Origin of the sequence: Photobacterium sp. TY1-4 (genome assembly GCF_025398175.1) — a bacterium.
Taxonomy (GTDB): domain Bacteria; phylum Pseudomonadota; class Gammaproteobacteria; order Enterobacterales; family Vibrionaceae; genus Photobacterium.
In genome coordinates, this window is record NZ_CP099734.1 from 3,515,398 (window position 1) to 3,534,798 (window position 19,401).

14 protein-coding genes, 2 tRNA genes and 4 rRNA genes are annotated in these 19,401 nt (G+C 54.9%); 6 read left to right on the forward strand and 14 right to left on the reverse strand.

What is annotated here, in order from left to right:
• Positions 1–177: 177 nt before the first annotated feature.
• The 6 genes from NH461_RS16245 to NH461_RS16270 form a co-directional block, all read right to left on the reverse strand.
• Positions 178–253, reverse strand: a tRNA-Ala gene (locus NH461_RS16245).
• Between the two features lie 40 nt (positions 254–293).
• Positions 294–370, reverse strand: a tRNA-Ile gene (locus NH461_RS16250).
• 73 nt (positions 371–443) lie between these two features.
• Positions 444–2,009, reverse strand: a 16S ribosomal RNA gene (locus NH461_RS16255).
• Between the two features lie 292 nt (positions 2,010–2,301).
• Positions 2,302–2,417 (reverse strand): 5S ribosomal RNA (gene rrf / locus NH461_RS16260).
• A gap of 149 nt (positions 2,418–2,566) precedes the next feature.
• A 23S ribosomal RNA gene (locus NH461_RS16265) occupies positions 2,567–5,455 on the reverse strand.
• Between the two features lie 350 nt (positions 5,456–5,805).
• Positions 5,806–7,371 (reverse strand): 16S ribosomal RNA (locus tag NH461_RS16270).
• Together the 16S, 23S and 5S rRNA genes with 2 tRNA genes alongside form the textbook arrangement of a ribosomal RNA operon.
• A 412-nt stretch (positions 7,372–7,783) precedes the next feature.
• On the opposite strand from NH461_RS16270, the gene NH461_RS16275 reads away from it, so the two are divergent.
• Complete coding sequence (locus NH461_RS16275) at positions 7,784–8,323, forward strand: gamma carbonic anhydrase family protein (RefSeq protein WP_261601300.1); 540 nt, start codon at positions 7,784–7,786, stop codon at positions 8,321–8,323.
• 3 nt (positions 8,324–8,326) lie between these two features.
• Here NH461_RS16275 and NH461_RS16280 read toward each other — a convergent pair whose 3' ends face one another.
• From NH461_RS16280 to tsaC, 4 genes are all read right to left on the reverse strand, one after another.
• A complete protein-coding gene (locus tag NH461_RS16280; RefSeq protein ID WP_261601301.1) occupies positions 8,327–8,590 on the reverse strand; it encodes a DUF1488 domain-containing protein in 264 nt (87 codons plus the stop codon).
• A gap of 2 nt (positions 8,591–8,592) precedes the next feature.
• The gene (gene aroE / locus NH461_RS16285; RefSeq protein ID WP_261601302.1) at positions 8,593–9,414 is read right to left on the reverse strand and encodes a shikimate dehydrogenase; all 822 of its coding nucleotides are present in this window, start codon (positions 9,412–9,414) and stop codon (positions 8,593–8,595) included.
• Between the two features lie 91 nt (positions 9,415–9,505).
• Positions 9,506–10,411, reverse strand: coding sequence for an oxygen-dependent coproporphyrinogen oxidase (gene hemF, locus NH461_RS16290; protein WP_261602934.1), 906 nt, complete (start codon positions 10,409–10,411; stop codon positions 9,506–9,508).
• A gap of 6 nt (positions 10,412–10,417) precedes the next feature.
• On the reverse strand, positions 10,418–10,975 hold the full coding sequence (gene tsaC / locus NH461_RS16295) for an L-threonylcarbamoyladenylate synthase type 1 TsaC (protein WP_261601303.1): 558 nt from the start codon (positions 10,973–10,975) through the stop codon (positions 10,418–10,420).
• 210 nt (positions 10,976–11,185) lie between these two features.
• On the opposite strand from tsaC, the gene purE reads away from it, so the two are divergent.
• Both purE and NH461_RS16305 read left to right on the forward strand, forming a co-directional pair.
• Positions 11,186–11,677 carry a 5-(carboxyamino)imidazole ribonucleotide mutase gene (purE, locus tag NH461_RS16300; protein ID WP_261601304.1) on the forward strand — a complete coding sequence of 164 codons (492 nt, stop codon included), beginning with the start codon at positions 11,186–11,188 and terminating at the stop codon, positions 11,675–11,677.
• On the forward strand, positions 11,674–12,789 hold the full coding sequence (locus tag NH461_RS16305; RefSeq protein ID WP_261601305.1) for a 5-(carboxyamino)imidazole ribonucleotide synthase: 1,116 nt from the start codon (positions 11,674–11,676) through the stop codon (positions 12,787–12,789). The genes purE and NH461_RS16305 overlap by 4 nt, the downstream gene beginning before the upstream one ends.
• Before the next feature lie 108 nt (positions 12,790–12,897).
• On the opposite strand, the gene NH461_RS16310 is transcribed toward NH461_RS16305, so the two are convergent.
• The 4 genes from NH461_RS16310 to NH461_RS16325 are packed head-to-tail and all read right to left on the reverse strand — an operon-like array spanning position 12,898 to position 16,138.
• Positions 12,898–13,452: a type I DNA topoisomerase gene (locus NH461_RS16310; RefSeq protein WP_261601306.1), complete on the reverse strand. Its 555-nt coding sequence runs from the start codon at positions 13,450–13,452 to the stop codon at positions 12,898–12,900.
• A gap of 27 nt (positions 13,453–13,479) precedes the next feature.
• Positions 13,480–13,953: a DUF494 family protein gene (locus NH461_RS16315; protein WP_261601307.1), complete on the reverse strand. Its 474-nt coding sequence runs from the start codon at positions 13,951–13,953 to the stop codon at positions 13,480–13,482.
• Between the two features lie 2 nt (positions 13,954–13,955).
• Positions 13,956–15,056, reverse strand: a complete 1,101-nt coding sequence (gene dprA / locus NH461_RS16320) for a DNA-processing protein DprA (protein WP_261601308.1) — start codon at positions 15,054–15,056, stop codon at positions 13,956–13,958.
• Entirely contained in the window at positions 15,053–16,138 is a 1,086-nt protein-coding gene (locus NH461_RS16325) for a LysM peptidoglycan-binding domain-containing protein (protein ID WP_261601309.1), read from the reverse strand. Before NH461_RS16325 ends, dprA begins: the two co-directional genes overlap by 4 nt.
• A gap of 325 nt (positions 16,139–16,463) precedes the next feature.
• Here NH461_RS16325 and def point away from each other — a divergent pair, with 325 nt between their 5' ends.
• The 3 genes from def to rsmB all read left to right on the forward strand — a co-directional run bounded on the left by def (position 16,464) and on the right by rsmB (position 19,349).
• The gene (gene def, locus NH461_RS16330; RefSeq protein WP_261601310.1) at positions 16,464–16,985 is read left to right on the forward strand and encodes a peptide deformylase; all 522 of its coding nucleotides are present in this window, start codon (positions 16,464–16,466) and stop codon (positions 16,983–16,985) included.
• Between the two features lie 24 nt (positions 16,986–17,009).
• Positions 17,010–17,954, forward strand: coding sequence for a methionyl-tRNA formyltransferase (gene fmt, locus NH461_RS16335; RefSeq protein ID WP_261601311.1), 945 nt, complete (start codon positions 17,010–17,012; stop codon positions 17,952–17,954).
• 114 nt (positions 17,955–18,068) lie between these two features.
• Entirely contained in the window at positions 18,069–19,349 is a 1,281-nt protein-coding gene (rsmB, locus tag NH461_RS16340; RefSeq protein WP_261601312.1) for a 16S rRNA (cytosine(967)-C(5))-methyltransferase RsmB, read from the forward strand.
• The last annotated feature ends 52 nt before the right edge of the window (positions 19,350–19,401 follow it).

Consider the following 19,401-nt stretch of genomic DNA (forward strand, 5'->3'; position numbering starts at 1 on the left):
GACACTTGAATGTGTGTTGCTTGAGAACTCGTTTCACCTTGCGGTGAAACAATAATTTCGATTCCTAAAAATCGAATTACTAGTCAGCTTTCCAGATTGTTAAAGAGCATGTGTTTCGTTTTCTCCAAAGAGAAACAAACCACTGTTTAAAGATTCTCAGGGAAAACCCTTAAAGAGTGGTGGAGCTAAGCAGGATCGAACTGCTGACCTCCTGCGTGCAAGGCAGGCGCTCTCCCAGCTGAGCTATAGCCCCGACGTTTCCGATGCCTCACCAACTTCCCTTGGGCAGGAAGTGGTGGGTCTGAGTGGACTTGAACCACCGACCTCACCCTTATCAGGGGTGCGCTCTAACCACCTGAGCTACAGACCCAGCATCGTTTCGCTCTTCACATTTTAACCAGGCAATCTGTGTGGACACTGCATCAAACAATGTGTCATATCGTTAAGGAGGTGATCCAGCCCCAGGTTCCCCTAGGGCTACCTTGTTACGACTTCACCCCAGTCATGAACCACACCGTGGTAAACGCCCTCCCGAAGGTTAAGCTATCTACTTCTGGTGCAGCCCACTCCCATGGTGTGACGGGCGGTGTGTACAAGGCCCGGGAACGTATTCACCGTGGCATTCTGATCCACGATTACTAGCGATTCCGACTTCATGGAGTCGAGTTGCAGACTCCAATCCGGACTACGACGCACTTTTTGGGATTCGCTCACTATCGCTAGCTTGCAGCCCTCTGTATGCGCCATTGTAGCACGTGTGTAGCCCTACTCGTAAGGGCCATGATGACTTGACGTCGTCCCCACCTTCCTCCGGTTTATCACCGGCAGTCTCCCTGGAGTTCCCACCCGAAGTGCTGGCAAACAAGGATAAGGGTTGCGCTCGTTGCGGGACTTAACCCAACATTTCACAACACGAGCTGACGACAGCCATGCAGCACCTGTCTCAGAGTTCCCGAAGGCACCAATCCATCTCTGGAAAGTTCTCTGGATGTCAAGAGTAGGTAAGGTTCTTCGCGTTGCATCGAATTAAACCACATGCTCCACCGCTTGTGCGGGCCCCCGTCAATTCATTTGAGTTTTAATCTTGCGACCGTACTCCCCAGGCGGTCTACTTAACGCGTTAGCTCCGAAAGCCAGTGTTCAAGACACCAACCTCCAAGTAGACATCGTTTACGGCGTGGACTACCAGGGTATCTAATCCTGTTTGCTCCCCACGCTTTCGCATCTGAGCGTCAGTCTTTGTCCAGGGGGCCGCCTTCGCCACCGGTATTCCTTCAGATCTCTACGCATTTCACCGCTACACCTGAAATTCTACCCCCCTCTACAAGACTCTAGCCTGCCAGTTCCAAATGCGATTCCGAGGTTGAGCCCCGGGCTTTCACATCTGGCTTAACAAGCCGCCTGCATGCGCTTTACGCCCAGTAATTCCGATTAACGCTCGCACCCTCCGTATTACCGCGGCTGCTGGCACGGAGTTAGCCGGTGCTTCTTCTGTCGCTAACGTCAAACAACTAAGCTATTAACTTAGCCGCCTTCCTCACGACTGAAAGTGCTTTACAACCCGAAGGCCTTCTTCACACACGCGGCATGGCTGCATCAGGGTTTCCCCCATTGTGCAATATTCCCCACTGCTGCCTCCCGTAGGAGTCTGGACCGTGTCTCAGTTCCAGTGTGGCTGATCATCCTCTCAGACCAGCTAGGGATCGTCGCCTAGGTGAGCCGTTACCCCACCTACTAGCTAATCCCACCTGGGCCAATCTTAGCGCGAGAGGCCCGAAGGTCCCCCTCTTTGCTCCCATCTCGCAAAAGACAGGAGATTATGCGGTATTAGCCATCGTTTCCAATGGTTATCCCCCACACTAAGGCATGTTCCCAGGCATTACTCACCCGTCCGCCGCTCGCCGCCCAACAAATCACCCGAAGGGTCAATGTTGTCGCTGCCGCTCGACTTGCATGTGTTAGGCCTGCCGCCAGCGTTCAATCTGAGCCATGATCAAACTCTTCAATTAAAGTTTTGGTGTTTCCGAAGAAACGGCTCAGTGATTACTGATAAATTGACTGTGCTGATACCGAAGTATCAATTTGGTCACTCAGTTCACTGATAAATCTTTTTGACTATCATTTCACGAGTGCCCACACAGATTGCATGGTCAAATTGTTAAAGAACTGTGCTTTCAGCGCCTTAGCGCTCAAGCGAGGTGCGTATAATACGCTTCCCACTTTGAAAGTCAACATAAAACTCTAAGAAACTTTAGAACTTTATGGTGACTTGCTTGAATCTCAAGCAAAGTCGGAATGAAAGCCTGGCGATGTCCTACTCTCACATGGGGAGGCCCCACACTACCATCGGCGCTGCTGCGTTTCACTACTGAGTTCGGCATGGGATCAGGTGGGTCCGCAACGCTATGGTCGCCAAGCAAATTCGACGTGAAGGGATTCACTAATATCGCGATGCCATGGATGGCAAGGAGCGATGTGACCCTACACTAAATCTGGAAAAGTTAACTAGTTTCTCAAACACATCATTCAAGTGCTCGTGGAGTCCGTAAAACCCCTTGGGTGTTGTATGGTTAAGCCGCACGGGCAATTAGTACAGGTTAGCTCAACGCCTCACAGCGCTTACACACCCTGCCTATCAACGTCGTCGTCTACGACAACCCTTCAGAAGGCTTAAAGCCTTAGGGATGACTCATCTTGAGGCTCGCTTCCCGCTTAGATGCTTTCAGCGGTTATCGATTCCGAACTTAGCTACCGGGCAATGCGTCTGGCGACACAACCCGAACACCAGCGGTTCGTCCACTCCGGTCCTCTCGTACTAGGAGCAGCCCCTCTCAATCATCCAACGCCCACGGCAGATAGGGACCGAACTGTCTCACGACGTTCTAAACCCAGCTCGCGTACCACTTTAAATGGCGAACAGCCATACCCTTGGGACCGACTTCAGCCCCAGGATGTGATGAGCCGACATCGAGGTGCCAAACACCGCCGTCGATATGAACTCTTGGGCGGTATCAGCCTGTTATCCCCGGAGTACCTTTTATCCGTTGAGCGATGGCCCTTCCATTCAGAACCACCGGATCACTATGACCTGCTTTCGCACCTGCTCGAACCGTCATTCTCGCAGTCAAGCGGGCTTATGCCATTGCACTAACCTCACGATGTCCGACCGTGATTAGCCCACCTTCGTGCTCCTCCGTTACGCTTTGGGAGGAGACCGCCCCAGTCAAACTACCCACCAGGCACTGTCCGCACCCCCGATAAGGGGGCGACGTTAGAACATCAACACTACAAGGGTGGTATTTCAAGGACGGCTCCACAGATACTGGCGTACCTGCTTCGAAGCCTCCCACCTATCCTACACATGTAGGGTCAATGTTCAGTGCCAAGCTGTAGTAAAGGTTCACGGGGTCTTTCCGTCTAGCCGCGGGTACGCAGCATCTTCACTGCGATTTCAATTTCACTGAGTCTCGGGTGGAGACAGCGTGGCCATCATTACGCCATTCGTGCAGGTCGGAACTTACCCGACAAGGAATTTCGCTACCTTAGGACCGTTATAGTTACGGCCGCCGTTTACCGGGGCTTCGATCAAGAGCTTCTCCGAAGATAACCCCATCAATTAACCTTCCGGCACCGGGCAGGCGTCACACCGTATACGTCATCTTTCGATTTTGCACAGTGCTGTGTTTTTAATAAACAGTTGCAGCCACCTGGTATCTGCGACTCTCAATAGCTCCATCCGCGAGGGACTTCACCGTCAAGAGCGTACCTTCTCCCGAAGTTACGGTACCATTTTGCCTAGTTCCTTCACCCGAGTTCTCTCAAGCGCCTTGGTATTCTCTACCCGACCACCTGTGTCGGTTTGGGGTACGATTCCTTACTATCTGAAGCTTAGAGGCTTTTCCCGGAAGCATGGCATCAATGACTTCAGTGCCGTAGCACCTCGACATCGGGTCTCAGCCTTGAGATGGTCCGGATTTGCCTAAACCATCAGCCTACACCCTTGAACCTGGACAACCGTCGCCAGGCCCACCTAGCCTTCTCCGTCCCCCCATCGCAATAGTAAGAAGTACGGGAATATTAACCCGTTTCCCATCGACTACGCCTTTCGGCCTCGCCTTAGGGGTCGACTCACCCTGCCCCGATTAACGTTGGACAGGAACCCTTGGTCTTCCGGCGAGGAGGTTTTTCACCCCCTTTATCGTTACTCATGTCAGCATTCGCACTTCTGATACCTCCAGCAGCCCTTACAGACCACCTTCAACAGCTTACAGAACGCTCCCCTACCCAATGTAGTAAACTACATTGCCGCAGCTTCGGTGTATCGCTTAGCCCCGTTAAATCTTCCGCGCAGGCCGACTCGACCAGTGAGCTATTACGCTTTCTTTAAATGATGGCTGCTTCTAAGCCAACATCCTGGCTGTCTGAGCCTTCCCACATCGTTTCCCACTTAGCGATAACTTTGGGACCTTAGCTGGCGGTCTGGGTTGTTTCCCTCTCCACGACGGACGTTAGCACCCGCCGTGTGTCTCCCGGATAGTACTTACTGGTATTCGGAGTTTGCAAAGGGTTGGTAAGTCGGGATGACCCCCTAGCCTTAACAGTGCTCTACCCCCAGTAGTATTCGTCCGAGGCGCTACCTAAATAGCTTTCGGGGAGAACCAGCTATCTCCAGGTTTGATTGGCCTTTCACCCCTAGCCACAAGTCATCCGCTAATTTTTCAACATTAGTCGGTTCGGTCCTCCAGTGCGTGTTACCGCACCTTCAACCTGCCCATGGCTAGATCACCTGGTTTCGGGTCTAATCCCAGCAACTGCACGCCCAGTTAAGACTCGGTTTCCCTACGGCTCCCCTAGATGGTTAACCTTGCTACTGAAATTAAGTCGCTGACCCATTATACAAAAGGTACGCAGTCACACCACGAAGGTGCTCCTACTGCTTGTACGTACACGGTTTCAGGTTCTATTTCACTCCCCTCACAGGGGTTCTTTTCGCCTTTCCCTCACGGTACTGGTTCACTATCGGTCAGTCAGGAGTATTTAGCCTTGGAGGATGGTCCCCCCATCTTCAGACAAGATAACACGTGTCCCGTCCTACTCGTTTTCACTGATAAGATGTTACCGGTTACGGGGCTATCACCCTGTATCGCTGAGCTTTCCAGCTCATTCACCTGACATCAAACCAACTTAAGGGCTAATCCGGTTTCGCTCGCCGCTACTGCCGGAATCTCGGTTGATTTCTCTTCCTCGGGGTACTTAGATGTTTCAGTTCCCCCGGTTCGCCTCAATACGCTATGGATTCACGTATTGATAACTGCTTCTGCAGCTGGGTTTCCCCATTCGGAAATCGCAGACTCAAGTGGCTCTTACTGCCTCATCTGCGCTTATCGCAAGTTAGTACGTCCTTCATCGCCTCTGACTGCCCAGGCATCCACCGTGTACGCTTAGTCACTTAACCATACAACCCCAAAGGGTCTGTATCGTAAACAACCAAGGTTTCCATCTGAGTAAAAGATGGAATTGTTTGTTTTGCCGGACTCTTTGTCTGTCTTCACTTTGAAAAGTGAAAGCAAACTTACACAAGACACTTGAATGTGTATTGCTTGAGAACTCGTTTCACCTTGCGGTGAAACAATAATTTCGATTCCTAAAAATCGAATTACTAGTCAGCTTTCCAGATTGTTAAAGAGCATAACGCACAAAGCGTTAATCAATAACTGACGTTATTGATTAGCGCTTTCGCGAGTTCTAAAACCATTTCACCAAGCAATCTGTGTGGACACTGCATCAAACAATGTGTCATATCGTTAAGGAGGTGATCCAGCCCCAGGTTCCCCTAGGGCTACCTTGTTACGACTTCACCCCAGTCATGAACCACACCGTGGTAAACGCCCTCCCGAAGGTTAAGCTATCTACTTCTGGTGCAGCCCACTCCCATGGTGTGACGGGCGGTGTGTACAAGGCCCGGGAACGTATTCACCGTGGCATTCTGATCCACGATTACTAGCGATTCCGACTTCATGGAGTCGAGTTGCAGACTCCAATCCGGACTACGACGCACTTTTTGGGATTCGCTCACTATCGCTAGCTTGCAGCCCTCTGTATGCGCCATTGTAGCACGTGTGTAGCCCTACTCGTAAGGGCCATGATGACTTGACGTCGTCCCCACCTTCCTCCGGTTTATCACCGGCAGTCTCCCTGGAGTTCCCACCCGAAGTGCTGGCAAACAAGGATAAGGGTTGCGCTCGTTGCGGGACTTAACCCAACATTTCACAACACGAGCTGACGACAGCCATGCAGCACCTGTCTCAGAGTTCCCGAAGGCACCAATCCATCTCTGGAAAGTTCTCTGGATGTCAAGAGTAGGTAAGGTTCTTCGCGTTGCATCGAATTAAACCACATGCTCCACCGCTTGTGCGGGCCCCCGTCAATTCATTTGAGTTTTAATCTTGCGACCGTACTCCCCAGGCGGTCTACTTAACGCGTTAGCTCCGAAAGCCAGTGTTCAAGACACCAACCTCCAAGTAGACATCGTTTACGGCGTGGACTACCAGGGTATCTAATCCTGTTTGCTCCCCACGCTTTCGCATCTGAGCGTCAGTCTTTGTCCAGGGGGCCGCCTTCGCCACCGGTATTCCTTCAGATCTCTACGCATTTCACCGCTACACCTGAAATTCTACCCCCCTCTACAAGACTCTAGCCTGCCAGTTCCAAATGCGATTCCGAGGTTGAGCCCCGGGCTTTCACATCTGGCTTAACAAGCCGCCTGCATGCGCTTTACGCCCAGTAATTCCGATTAACGCTCGCACCCTCCGTATTACCGCGGCTGCTGGCACGGAGTTAGCCGGTGCTTCTTCTGTCGCTAACGTCAAACAACTAAGCTATTAACTTAGCCGCCTTCCTCACGACTGAAAGTGCTTTACAACCCGAAGGCCTTCTTCACACACGCGGCATGGCTGCATCAGGGTTTCCCCCATTGTGCAATATTCCCCACTGCTGCCTCCCGTAGGAGTCTGGACCGTGTCTCAGTTCCAGTGTGGCTGATCATCCTCTCAGACCAGCTAGGGATCGTCGCCTAGGTGAGCCGTTACCCCACCTACTAGCTAATCCCACCTGGGCCAATCTTAGCGCGAGAGGCCCGAAGGTCCCCCTCTTTGCTCCCATCTCGCAAAAGACAGGAGATTATGCGGTATTAGCCATCGTTTCCAATGGTTATCCCCCACACTAAGGCATGTTCCCAGGCATTACTCACCCGTCCGCCGCTCGCCGCCCAACAAATCACCCGAAGGGTCAATGTTGTCGCTGCCGCTCGACTTGCATGTGTTAGGCCTGCCGCCAGCGTTCAATCTGAGCCATGATCAAACTCTTCAATTAAAGTTTTGGTGTTTCCGAAGAAACGGCTCAGTGATTACTGATTTCTTGCCGCCGCTTTTAAGAAAAGCAGAAGCAAAAATAAATTGACTGTGCTGATACCGAAGTATCAATTTGGTCACTCAGCTCACTGATAAATCTTTTGACTATCATTTCACGAGTGCCCACACAGATTGCATGGTCAAATTGTTAAAGAACTTTTCTTTCACGTCGCTGGCTTATCTCGCCGTGCTCCGTGTCAGTGAGGTCGCATTATAGAGCGTTCGATCACATACGCAAGGGCTAAATTGAAATAATTTTGTCATTTGAGCTCAAACGTACAATTATCACCCAAACCTGGCATTTTCCGATGTTAATTACGCCATCAGCAAGCTATTCTGACCGAGTAAACTGTCAATTTCAGGGTTTTCCTTTCATGCAAAACGCACTTCGCCCTTATAAAGGGATTTATCCCTCGCTTTCATCAACGACCTATGTGAATGACACAGCAGTTCTGGTCGGTGACATTCACCTCGCAGAAGATTCGAGTATCTGGCCGCTGGTTGCCGCCCGCGGTGACGTCAATACCATTCGTATCGGCGCCCGAACCAACGTTCAGGATGGCAGCGTTTTGCATGTGACGCGCAAAAGCCCAAGCAACCCTGACGGCCATCCCCTAATTATTGGTCAAGATGTGACAATTGGCCACAAGGCGATGTTGCATGGCTGCCAGATAGGCGATCGGGTCTTGGTTGGGATGGGCGCCATTATTCTGGATGGTGTCGTCGTCGAAGATGACGTCATTATCGGGGCAGGGTGCCTGGTGCCCCCGGGCAAGCGACTGCAAAGCGGTTACCTCTATATCGGCAACCCGGCCAAACAAGCCCGGCCACTGACCGAGCAAGAGCGGGCCTTTCTTCCTGCATCCGCCGACAACTATGTAAGGCTGAAAAACGACTATCTGGCTGAGGGCTAACCCTCAGCCGATCTCAATATCCCCGTCAGCATTAAAGGCTTCATCTTCGATTAAAGCTTCTGCCAGCTCTTCCAGATCGTAGCGGCTAGCAGCAAACGCCGCCAGGATCTCCGCTTCACTGCTGAAGGTTTGCGCTTCCTGTTGTTGCAACCAGGCCAGACTGACCCAGCACGTAATTAACGCGCCGGCCTGCTGCGCCGGAAAGCTCACTGCTTGCTTTTCACGGTCCCAGTGCTGAATATCGGCAAATAAAATATCTTGGTTCATGATTATTCCTGCATTAAACGACGCAGCTCCCGCTGGACTTGCTTCGCGCCCGGACGAAGACCACGCCATACCATAAAACTCTCAGCTGCCTGGCCGACCAGCATCCCCAGCCCGTCAAGCACGACTTTTGCACCCAACTGCTGCGCCCATTGATTAAATGCGGTGGGTTCGCACCCGTAGACCATGTCGTAACACACCGTCATCGGCTGGATCAGGCTTTCCGGGATCCCCGGCAACTGACCGCTCAGGCTGGCCGAGGTGGAATTAATGATCACGTCATATTGCTCGCCGGCCAGTTTATCCAGCGCGATGGCGTCGACCGGGCCATGCGCGGCAAAGGCATCGACCAACGCCTCGGCTTTCGCCAGGGTTCGGTTGGCAATCTTGATCGATGACGGTTGCTGCGCCAGCAGCGGCAAAACCACGCCCCGTGCTGCGCCACCCGCCCCGACCAACAAGACCCGTTTCCCTTTCAATGCGACCTGATGCTGCAGCAAATCCTGTACTAACCCTTCACCGTCGGTGTTGTCTCCGAGTACCAGCCCATCATCTAATTTTTTGAGGGTATTCACAGCACCGGCCAGACGCGCCCGTTCGGTCAGCTGATCGACATAGTCAAAGGCCTGCTCTTTAAACGGCACCGTCACATTACAGCCGCGTCCGCCTTCTGCAAAAAAAGTATCCAATGCCGCGACAAATCCATCCAACGGGGCCAGCCTGGCTTCATAACTCATCTTCTGTGCCGTCTGACGCGCAAACAGGGTATGAATGAGAGGTGATTTACTCTGGGCAATCGGATTGCCGAACACAACGTACTTATCCATTTGCAAGAAATCCATGCGCTGAAAACAAAAAGGGTCAGTGAATCACTGACCCTATCATTGCCTTTCCACTGGAACAAACCGTTTTTAGCGGTTACCAATCGCGGGGTTGAAGGTAGCGCTCATCCAGCACAGCCTCCGGTGAGCCAGGCTCCGGCTCAAATCCATATTCCCAACGCACCAGAGGCGGCATCGACATCAGGATCGACTCAGTCCGACCGCCACTTTGCAGGCCAAACAAGGTGCCACGATCGTAAACAAGGTTGAACTCCACATAGCGGCCACGGCGATAAAGCTGGAACTGACGCTCCCGCTCGCCGTACTCGATGTCTTTGCGGTTCGCCACAATCGGCAGATACGCATCCAGATACCCGTTCCCGACCGCCTGCATGTAGGCAAAGCTCTTCTCGAAGCCCCATTGGTTCAGATCGTCAAAGAACAGCCCGCCCACGCCGCGGGTTTCATTGCGATGCGGCAGGAAGAAATAGCGATCACACCAGGCTTTGTGCTCGGCATACACCTCATCCCCGAAAGGCTGGCATAACGCCTTGGCCGTATCATGCCAATGCTGGCAGTCTTCCTCGAAGGGGTAAAACGGGGTCAGGTCGAAACCACCGCCAAACCACCACACCGGATCTTCGCCTTCTTTCTCGGCGATAAAAAAACGGACATTCGCATGGGAAGTCGGCACATAAGGGTTGTTCGGGTGAATGACCAGCGACACCCCCATGGCTTCAAAACTGCGTCCCGCCAACTCCGGACGATGCGCGGTTGCGGATCCCGGCATTTCGGTGCCATAGACATGAGAGAAGTTCACCCCGGCCTGCTCGAACACCAGCCCCTGGCGCAAAACCCGACTGCGACCACCGCCGCCTTGCTCTCGCTCCCAGGCATCCTGCTCAAAGGTTGCCCCGCCATCTTGCTGCTCAAGCGCCTGACAAATCCGGTCCTGAAGGTCTAACAAAAACGTTTTTACGGCTTGCTTACTCACATCTTGCATCATTGATTATCCTTGGCGAAAAACTTTCCCTGTCCGGGCATCTCGGATCTCAGACGGATTGTCACGTCCGCCGGTTTCCCCTTGTAAAATAGCCGGTAGATACTGACCCAGCTGTTGTTTGACTTCTTCGGCACTCCGTCCCGGCGCCTGACCGGTCAGGTTGGCACTGGTCGAGGTGAGCGGCTTGCCAAACTGGCGGCATAACTGCTGCACCAACGGATGATCCGTCACGCGAACTGCAATGGTGTCAAACTGGCCGGTCAAAAAGGCCGGGACGCCCGGTTTGGTCGGCATTACCCAAGTCACCGGCCCGGGCCAGGTATCGAAAATCCGCTGCTTCTGCGCGTCGCTCAACTGGCTGTCATCCACATAAGGCGCCAGCTGCGCGTAATTAGCGGCGATCAGGATCAGCCCCTTTTCGATCGGACGCTGTTTGAGCGCCAGTAGCTTATTAACCGCTTGCTCATTATCCGGATCACAGCCCACGCCAAACACCGCCTCAGTCGGGTAGGCCACCACATCCCCTTGCTGCAGCGCAGCCAGCACTTGCGTCAAATTATCCACATCACCCTCGTTCCGGCACCGGTTGGATGCCCGTTTCAACTTTGTTGCGGGTATTTTACCCACTCCGGCCTGACAAGGCCATGTTCCGCAATATCCCTTAACAAAACCTGAGACAAACCCTAACGCAAACGTTTTCCTTCACAAAAAATCACCGTATAATGCGCGCCAAGCCTTCGTTGCCTTCAATTAGCTAACCCAAAGGAGATCGGGATGAAAGTCGGGATTATCATGGGCTCAAAGTCAGACTGGCCAACCATGCAGCACGCTGCTGAAATGTTGGAACGCTTCAACGTACCGTATGAGACCAAGGTGGTTTCGGCCCACCGGACTCCGCATTTGCTGGCTGAATATGCAGAAACGGCCCATGAGCGCGGCATTAAAGTGATCATTGCCGGTGCCGGCGGTGCTGCCCACCTGCCCGGCATGACCGCTGCATTTACCAGTGTGCCGGTCCTAGGTGTTCCGGTCCAGTCACGGGCGCTGAAGGGCATAGATTCACTCCTGTCGATCGTCCAGATGCCGAAAGGCGTTGCCGTCGGTACTTTGGCCATTGGGGATGCCGGTGCAGCCAATGCCGGTTTGCTGGCCGCCCAAATCATCGGCACCCAGGACAGCACCGTGATGGCTGCCGTCGATGCATTCCGTCAAGAGCAAACCGATCAGGTGTTAAGCAACCCGAACCCGGCCGAGGACGCATCATGAAGGTCTTAGTGCTGGGCGCCGGCCAACTGGCCAGAATGATGGCGCTGGCCGGAGCCCCCCTGAATATTGAGGTCCTGGCTTACGATGTCGGCACCGGGCATGTGGTGCACCCGCTGACCCAACAGCTGATGATGAAAGGGCTCAATACGGCAATCACCTACGCCCATGTGATCACCGCGGAGTTCGAGCATATCCCGCATGACATTCTGGCGCTCTGTGAAGCCAGCGGCAAATTCCGCCCGACGGCGGAAGCCATTAAAGCCGGGGGCGATCGCCGTCTGGAAAAGCGCCTGCTGGATCGGGCCGGGGTGGCCAACGCAACCTATCACATCATTACCAACCGGGATGACTTTGAACATGCGATTGACACCGTCGGCCTGCCGATGGTGCTGAAAAGTGCCCTGGGCGGCTATGACGGTAAAGGGCAGTGGCGACTCAAGTCTGCCGACGCCAAAGAAGCGATCTGGGCGGAGCTGGAGCTATTCCTGCAAGCCGCGCCAGAGCAGGCGATCGTCGCCGAAGCCTTCATCCCGTTTGATCGGGAAGTATCGATCATCGGCGCACGCGGGCAGGACGGTAGTCTCGCCATTTACCCGCTGACCGAAAATACCCACAGCAACGGCGTCCTCAGCCTGTCGGTCGCCCAATCCGATTCGTCAGCGCTGCAAGCCGATGCGGAAGCGATGTTCAAGGCACTGGCAGAAACGCTCGATTATGTCGGTGTGCTGGCAATTGAATTCTTCGAAGTCAACGGGACGCTGTTAGTGAACGAAATTGCGCCGCGCGTCCACAACTCCGGTCACTGGACCCAACAGGGCGCTGAGACCTGCCAGTTTGAAAACCATCTGCGCGCCGTCTGCGGTCTGCCTCTGGGGAGCACCGCTTTGCTGCGTCCGACAGCCATGGTCAATATTCTCGGCGAGGATACGCTGGATAACGCGATCTTAGGTCTGCCGCACTGCCATGTTCACTGGTACGGCAAAGAAAAACGCGCCGGCCGGAAAATGGGGCACATCAATGTCTGTGCCAGCCCTGCGTGCGATTTAAAAACCGCCCTGGATGAGCTGGCGGCACATTTGGATCCGGATGCATTTCCGGTCGTGCGGATATAGCCTCGGTCCCGCATCCCCCAATTACCAAAAAAGCCAGCGATTGCTGGCTTTTTGTTGCTTCAAAGACGGATGATGACATCAGGGCTCAGAACCCGGGCAGGGCGCGCTTTAGACGTCCTGATAAGCGTGACATTTACGATCGGCGCACTGCAGCTTGCTGCCACCGGCCAGTTTTTTCTCGATCAACAAACCAAACCCGCATTGCTGGCAGTGGCCGGCAACCGGCTTGGCATTCACGGCAAAACGACATCCCGGATACTGATCGCACGCGTAAAACGTTTTGCCATAGCGAGACTTACGCTCGAGCAAATGTCCCTGTCCGCATTCCGGGCAGGTCAGTTGGGTATCCTCGGCTTTGCGCTCCGGTGACTCAATGTGATGACACGCCGGATAGCCGGAACAGCCAATAAACATCCCATAGCGACCCTGGCGAAGCAGTAGCTCCTCGCCACAATCCGGACAGGCTTTGCCCAGGTACTTCACTACATGGCCGTCATTGTGATGCAGCGGTTTAATGAAATCACAGGCGGGATACGCCGCACAACCTAGAAAAGGTCCTCGTTTACTGTTGCGCATCACCAGTTCAGCACCGCACTGCGAACAGTGCTGCTCTAGTGCATGCCCCCGAGCCGAAAACAGTTGCTCGTCAATTTTTCCAGCCATACCTTCTGTTCACATCTGCCCAGGCAATCAGTGAATATACCCGTCTTCCACGCCGTACAGAAGCTCTTCCATCTGACTGTAGGCACTTTCATTACCCGGCGCATTGAACAGCACCATCAAAATAATCCATTTCAAATCGTCGAGGGTAAATTCCGTGGTCTCCAGCTCCATCACCCGGTCGATCACCATTTCACGCGTGTCGGCACTCAGAACGTGGATCTGCTCCAGATAGGTCAGGAAGCCGCGACAGGCGGTATCCAGCCGCGCCATCTCCTGGGCGGTATAGATGCGCATTGAGGTCACCGCACTATTGTTCATGTACGGTGTATGTTCGGTGTCTTGCAATGCAGCCAGTTTCTCTAACCATGTCAGAGCTTTATAGATATCTTCCTGATGGAAGCCGGCACGTTGCAGCTCATCCGATAGCTCGTCCTGATCGACCAGCAATTCCACATCGCTGTGGATATAGGTCTCAAACAGGTACATTAGGATATCCATCATAACTAGCCCCTCCTCGTTCTGATATAGCCACCGGGCACTGTGGCAACAACCCCTCGCAATTCCAGTTCCAGCAATTGCGTCATGACTTCATGCACGGGTTGTTGACAGCGTTCAGCAACTACATCTACGGGTGTTGCTTCATTGCCTACGTTAGCCAACACCGATGAAAATGGCAATTCTTCATTTTCAGGTTGTGGTAACGGCATGTCTAACTGCTTACTTTTTACACACTCGGTTAGACTCCCAATCTCCTCAAAAATATCGACCGGACTTTCTACCAATTTAGCACCGGATTTGATCAATGCATTACATCCACGACTACCGGGTACATGGATCGAACCGGGGAGGGCAAACACTTCGCGTCCTTGTTCAAGGGCATAGCGCGCTGTGATCAGCGATCCGCTTTTTTCTGCCGCTTCGATCACTAATACGCCAACGGACAGGCCACTGATCACTCGGTTGCGGCGGGGAAAGTTTTGCGGCCGGGGCGCTTCATCCGGCCAGAACTCAGAAACCAACGCCCCTTGTTCGACAATTTGCCCCGCCAACTCCCGGTGACGGGCCGGGTAGAGCCGCTCCAGCCCCGAGCCCAACACGGCCACAGTCCCACCACCATGACGCAGCGCGCCGGCATGGGCCTGGCCATCGACGCCTAATGCCAATCCACTGGTCACGACATAGTCCGCGGCCGCCAGCGCGGCTGCGAACGCATAGGCCGATTCGCGCCCGTCAATGCTGGCAGAACGGCTGCCGACCACGGCAATCTGGGGCTGATGCAGCCACCGGGGATCGCCACGCACAAACAAGAGCGGCGGCGCCGAGGCGATTTCCCTGAGCAGCGGCGGATAATCAGGCGAATCAAGGGGGATAATGGTTTGATGCGCTGCCTGCGCCCATTGCAAGCAGCGCTCAAGACGGCGCGCATTCGGCCGAAGCAATGCCTCAACTTGGCGCGGCTTCAAGCCGATGCCATTTAACTCTTCAGCCGACATCCGGCACAGTTGCCGGGGCGAGGCATAGGGCAGTAACTGATGGATCCGGTGCCCCCCTAGATAAGGCACCGCAGCCAAGGTCAGCCACGCGACCAGATCGTCCTCGCTCATGATGCTCCCTTTCCAGGCCCGCTGGACACCTCTGGCGGGCGCGCCGCCAGGCCCGGTTCAAACGGGGCTGCGGCCCGGGTGATCACTGCCAGACTGAAATGCTCATAAGGGCGGATCACCATCACATCCCCGACCACCGGGCCGGCAAGCCCTGTGGCGGATGTGTGCTGCGCCACTGAACCGTAACGATAGTCGCCGCTCTCACCCCGGATCGGCACCGCCGGGCGATGGATCTGAAACACCTGGCCGGCCCGGGTCCCATCCAGATGCCCCCGGTCCAGCACCACCACCATAGCCGTAGCCAGATACTGCTGTTGGTTGGTCAGTCCCCCCAACACTTGGGCGTGTAATCCGTGCGGCGGCGCAGAGGGAACAAAACGCAGGGCTGACTCACGAACAGGAGCAGGCGAGGGGAGCAGAACATCATTCTGGCGAACTTCCTGCAACAAAGTCGTGATCGCAATCTGACTGCGATCGTCCGCCTGACCGACCACCGACACCTCGGCAATCGCTTTCAGGGCCACCACTTCAACCGTCTCGCCGCTGGCCAGGGTGCGGGTAAAGCTCCCATCCGGGCGATAAACGCCCCATTGCCGTTGCGGACTCAGCGGTTCATCCACCCAGATGGCGGCTCCCGGGGTAATAAATTGCTGCCGCTGGCTGTCGCCCATCACCCGGGGCAGACGCGAGACATCTGCAGCCGTCAGCAAGCGATGGTCTTCTACATAAGGGAGCAACAGCTGCGCCGGTAACGTCAGGATCGGCGTGCGCTCCACCCGGACACGCGGCGAGAGTTTCACGGTTCTTTTCAGCTGTAACTGCGGCCGGCCGTCGCGCCAGATCAGGTGCAGCTGATCACCGGGATAAATCAAGTGAGGGTTCTTGATATAATCGTTGGCCTGCCACAATTCCGGCCAACGCCAGGGGCTCTCGAGAAAATGCTCCGAAATATCCCACAAGGTGTCCCCTTTCTGGACGGTATATACCGACGGGCTCTCCGTTTTCACCGTCAAGGGTGCCGCATGCAGGCTGTTGATCGCCATTCCCCACACACAAACGCACCCCGCCACCCATCGCCACATGCTCATTTCTCCCTGAATGCTCCGACCATTAATCACCACAGGTTGGCATCCGGCTCAGGACGTGTCTATGGCGTCAAACCGGCCCGCCCATGTTTTTCGGCTCACATCACTCCCCATTCCGGCCGTTGCATCCTCACCGGCAGATTAATGTTTTGCCGACGGCAAGTTCGCGGCAACCGGGCAGGGATGTCAGCTCAGCTTGCCAGCGCCGCCGCAGACCGGGACGCAATTGGTCTGCGGTGCTGTTATTTGATCTTTAAAATGACTAGAATTAGAGCAAATAAGCGATAATCGTTTTTAGCACTATCCATTTGTACGAGTACCTATGTCTGTATTGCAAGTATTAACATTCCCTGATGAGCGTCTGCGGACGGTGGCCAAACCCGTCGAAGCGGTGACCCCTGAGATCCAAAAAATTGTCGATGACATGCTCGAGACCATGTACGACGAGGAAGGTATTGGCCTTGCCGCCACTCAGGTTGATATCCACCAACGCATCGTGGTGATCGATATCTCTGAAGAGCGCAATCAGCCTATGGTACTGATCAACCCGGAAATCATCGAAAAACACGGTGAAGATGGGATTGAAGAAGGCTGTCTGTCGGTTCCGGGCGCCCGTGCCCTGGTGCCGCGTGCTGCGGCCGTTACCGTCAAAGCCCTGAACCGCGACGGTGAAGCATACACCTTCGAAGCCGATGATCTGCTGGCCATCTGTGTTCAGCACGAGCTGGATCACCTGCAAGGCAAATTGTTCGTCGACTACCTGTCCCCGCTGAAACGCAAGCGTATTCAGGATAAACTGGCGAAAATCAAACGCTTTAACGAAAAGCACACCAACCCAGCCTAACCCCAGATTGTAAGGAAGTTGACCTTGAGCAAGCCGTTACGCATTGTTTTTGCAGGTACGCCTGATTTCGCCGCCCGTCACCTGGCGGCGTTGTTGTCTTCAGACCATGACGTGATTGCCGTCTATACACCGCCCGACAAACCGGCCGGCCGCGGGAAAAAAATCACCGCCAGCCCGGTGAAACAACTGGCGCAGGCACACGACATTCCGGTTTATCAGCCGGAAAACTTTAAATCCGATGAAGCCAAGCAAGAACTGGCCGCGCTTGATGCCGATCTCATGGTCGTGGTGGCCTACAGCCATCTGTTGCCGCAAAAAGTGCTCGATACCCCGCGTCTGGGCTGTATTAATGTACATGGCTCCATTCTGCCGCGCTGGCGGGGCGCAGCACCGATCCAACGCTCCATCTGGGCCGGTGATGCTGAAACCGGCGTCACCATCATGCAGATGGATATCGGTTTAGATACCGGCGATATGCTGAAAATTGCCACCACGCCGATTGAAGCCACCGATACCAGCGCCACCATGTATGACAAACTGGCTGAACTGGGGCCAGTCGCCCTGGTTGAGTGCATCAACGAGATTGCCGACGGCACCGCCGTACCGGTGAAGCAGGATGACGCGCTGGCCAATTACGCCAAGAAACTCAGCAAAGAAGAAGCCCAAATTGACTGGACGATGGACGCCGCAGCCATTGAGCGCTGCATTCGCGCCTTTAATCCATGGCCGATGAGCTACTTCACCGTCGCCGAGCAGAACGTGAAAGTCTGGCGCGCCGCAGTCGAAACCGACAACCAAGGCCAGGCGCCGGGCACCATTTTGGCAGCTGACAAACACGGGATCCTGGTCGCGACCGGCAACGGCGCCCTGCGTCTGCTGGAGCTGCAACCGCCGGGTAAGAAAGCCATGCCCGCGCAGGATCTGCTCAATTCGCGCCGGGACTGGTTTGCCGCCGGCACCGTACTGTAATCATCAAGCCAGTGTCTGCACTGGCTTTTCTTTTCTGCCCCGGAAACGAATAATTCAACTGCCGGTGCCGCAATGCCTGCCGAAGCGCCCGCAGAACTAACTCAGGAATACCAAATGAACGTAAGAGCCGCAGCAGCCGAGGTGATTTATCAGGTTGTCGATCAAGGCCAGTCCCTGTCCTCGGCCCTGCCTGCCGCCCAGCAACACATCAGAGAGCGCGATCAGGCCCTGTTGCAGGAAATCTGCTATGGCGTCCTGCGCTGGCTGCCGAAATTAGAAGCCATCACCCAGCAACTGATGGAAAAGCCGCTCAAAGGCAAGCAACGGGTGTTTCACCACCTGATCCTGGTCGGCCTGTACCAGCTCGGCTACATGCGTATTCCCGCCCATGCCGCCGTGGCCGAAACCGTCAATGCCACCAAGAACCTGAAAAAACCGCAACTCCGCGGTTTGATCAATGCCGTGCTGCGCAATTACCAGCGCCAGCAGGCCAGTCTGGATGAGCAGGCCCAAAGCCATGATGCCGGTCGCTACGGCCATCCGGGCTGGTTACTCAAACTGATCCAGACCAGCTACCCGGAACAATATGAAGGCATCCTGACCGCGAACAATACCAAGGCGCCAATGTGGCTGCGTGTGAACCGCCGTCACCACAGCCGCGACGCCTATCAGGCGCTGCTGAATGACGCCGGCATTGAGAGTGCGATCCACCCGCAAGCGCCGGATGCCCTGCGCCTGCTCAGCCCATGCGATGTCAGCAAGCTGCCTGGCTTTGCCGAAGGCTGGGTGTCGGTTCAGGATGCAGCCGCCCAGTTGGCAGTGGAATACCTCCAGCCACAGGCCGGTGAGCTGATCCTCGACTGCTGCGCCGCACCGGGGGGCAAAACGGCCCATATCCTGGAGCGCGAGCCCGCGTGTGACGTAGTCGCCATTGACTGTGACGACACGCGTTTGGCCCGGGTACACGAGAATCTGCAGCGATTGAACCTTCAGGCCCAGACCCTGTGTGCCGATGCCCGTTACCCGTCGCAGTGGTGGCAGGGAGCACAGTTCGACCGCATTCTGCTGGATGCGCCGTGCTCGGCCACCGGGGTGATCCGTCGCCATCCGGACATCAAATGGCTGCGCCGCGCCGATGACATTGCAGCACTGGCGCAGCTCCAGGCTGAAATCGTCGATGCCATGTGGCAACAGCTCAAACCGGGCGGGACCCTGGTGTACGCCACCTGCTCAATCACGCCGCAGGAAAACTGCGATCAAGTTACGGCTTTTGTAGCCCGCACAGCCGATGCCACGCTAATCGACAGCGACCCGCAACAGCCGGGACGCCAGATCCTGCCAGGGGAAGACGAGATGGACGGGTTTTACTACGCAGTGATCCGAAAATCACCATAGAATGTCCTGAATCTGTCAAAACAAGGATTTACCTCAAGGTCACTTGCGCTGG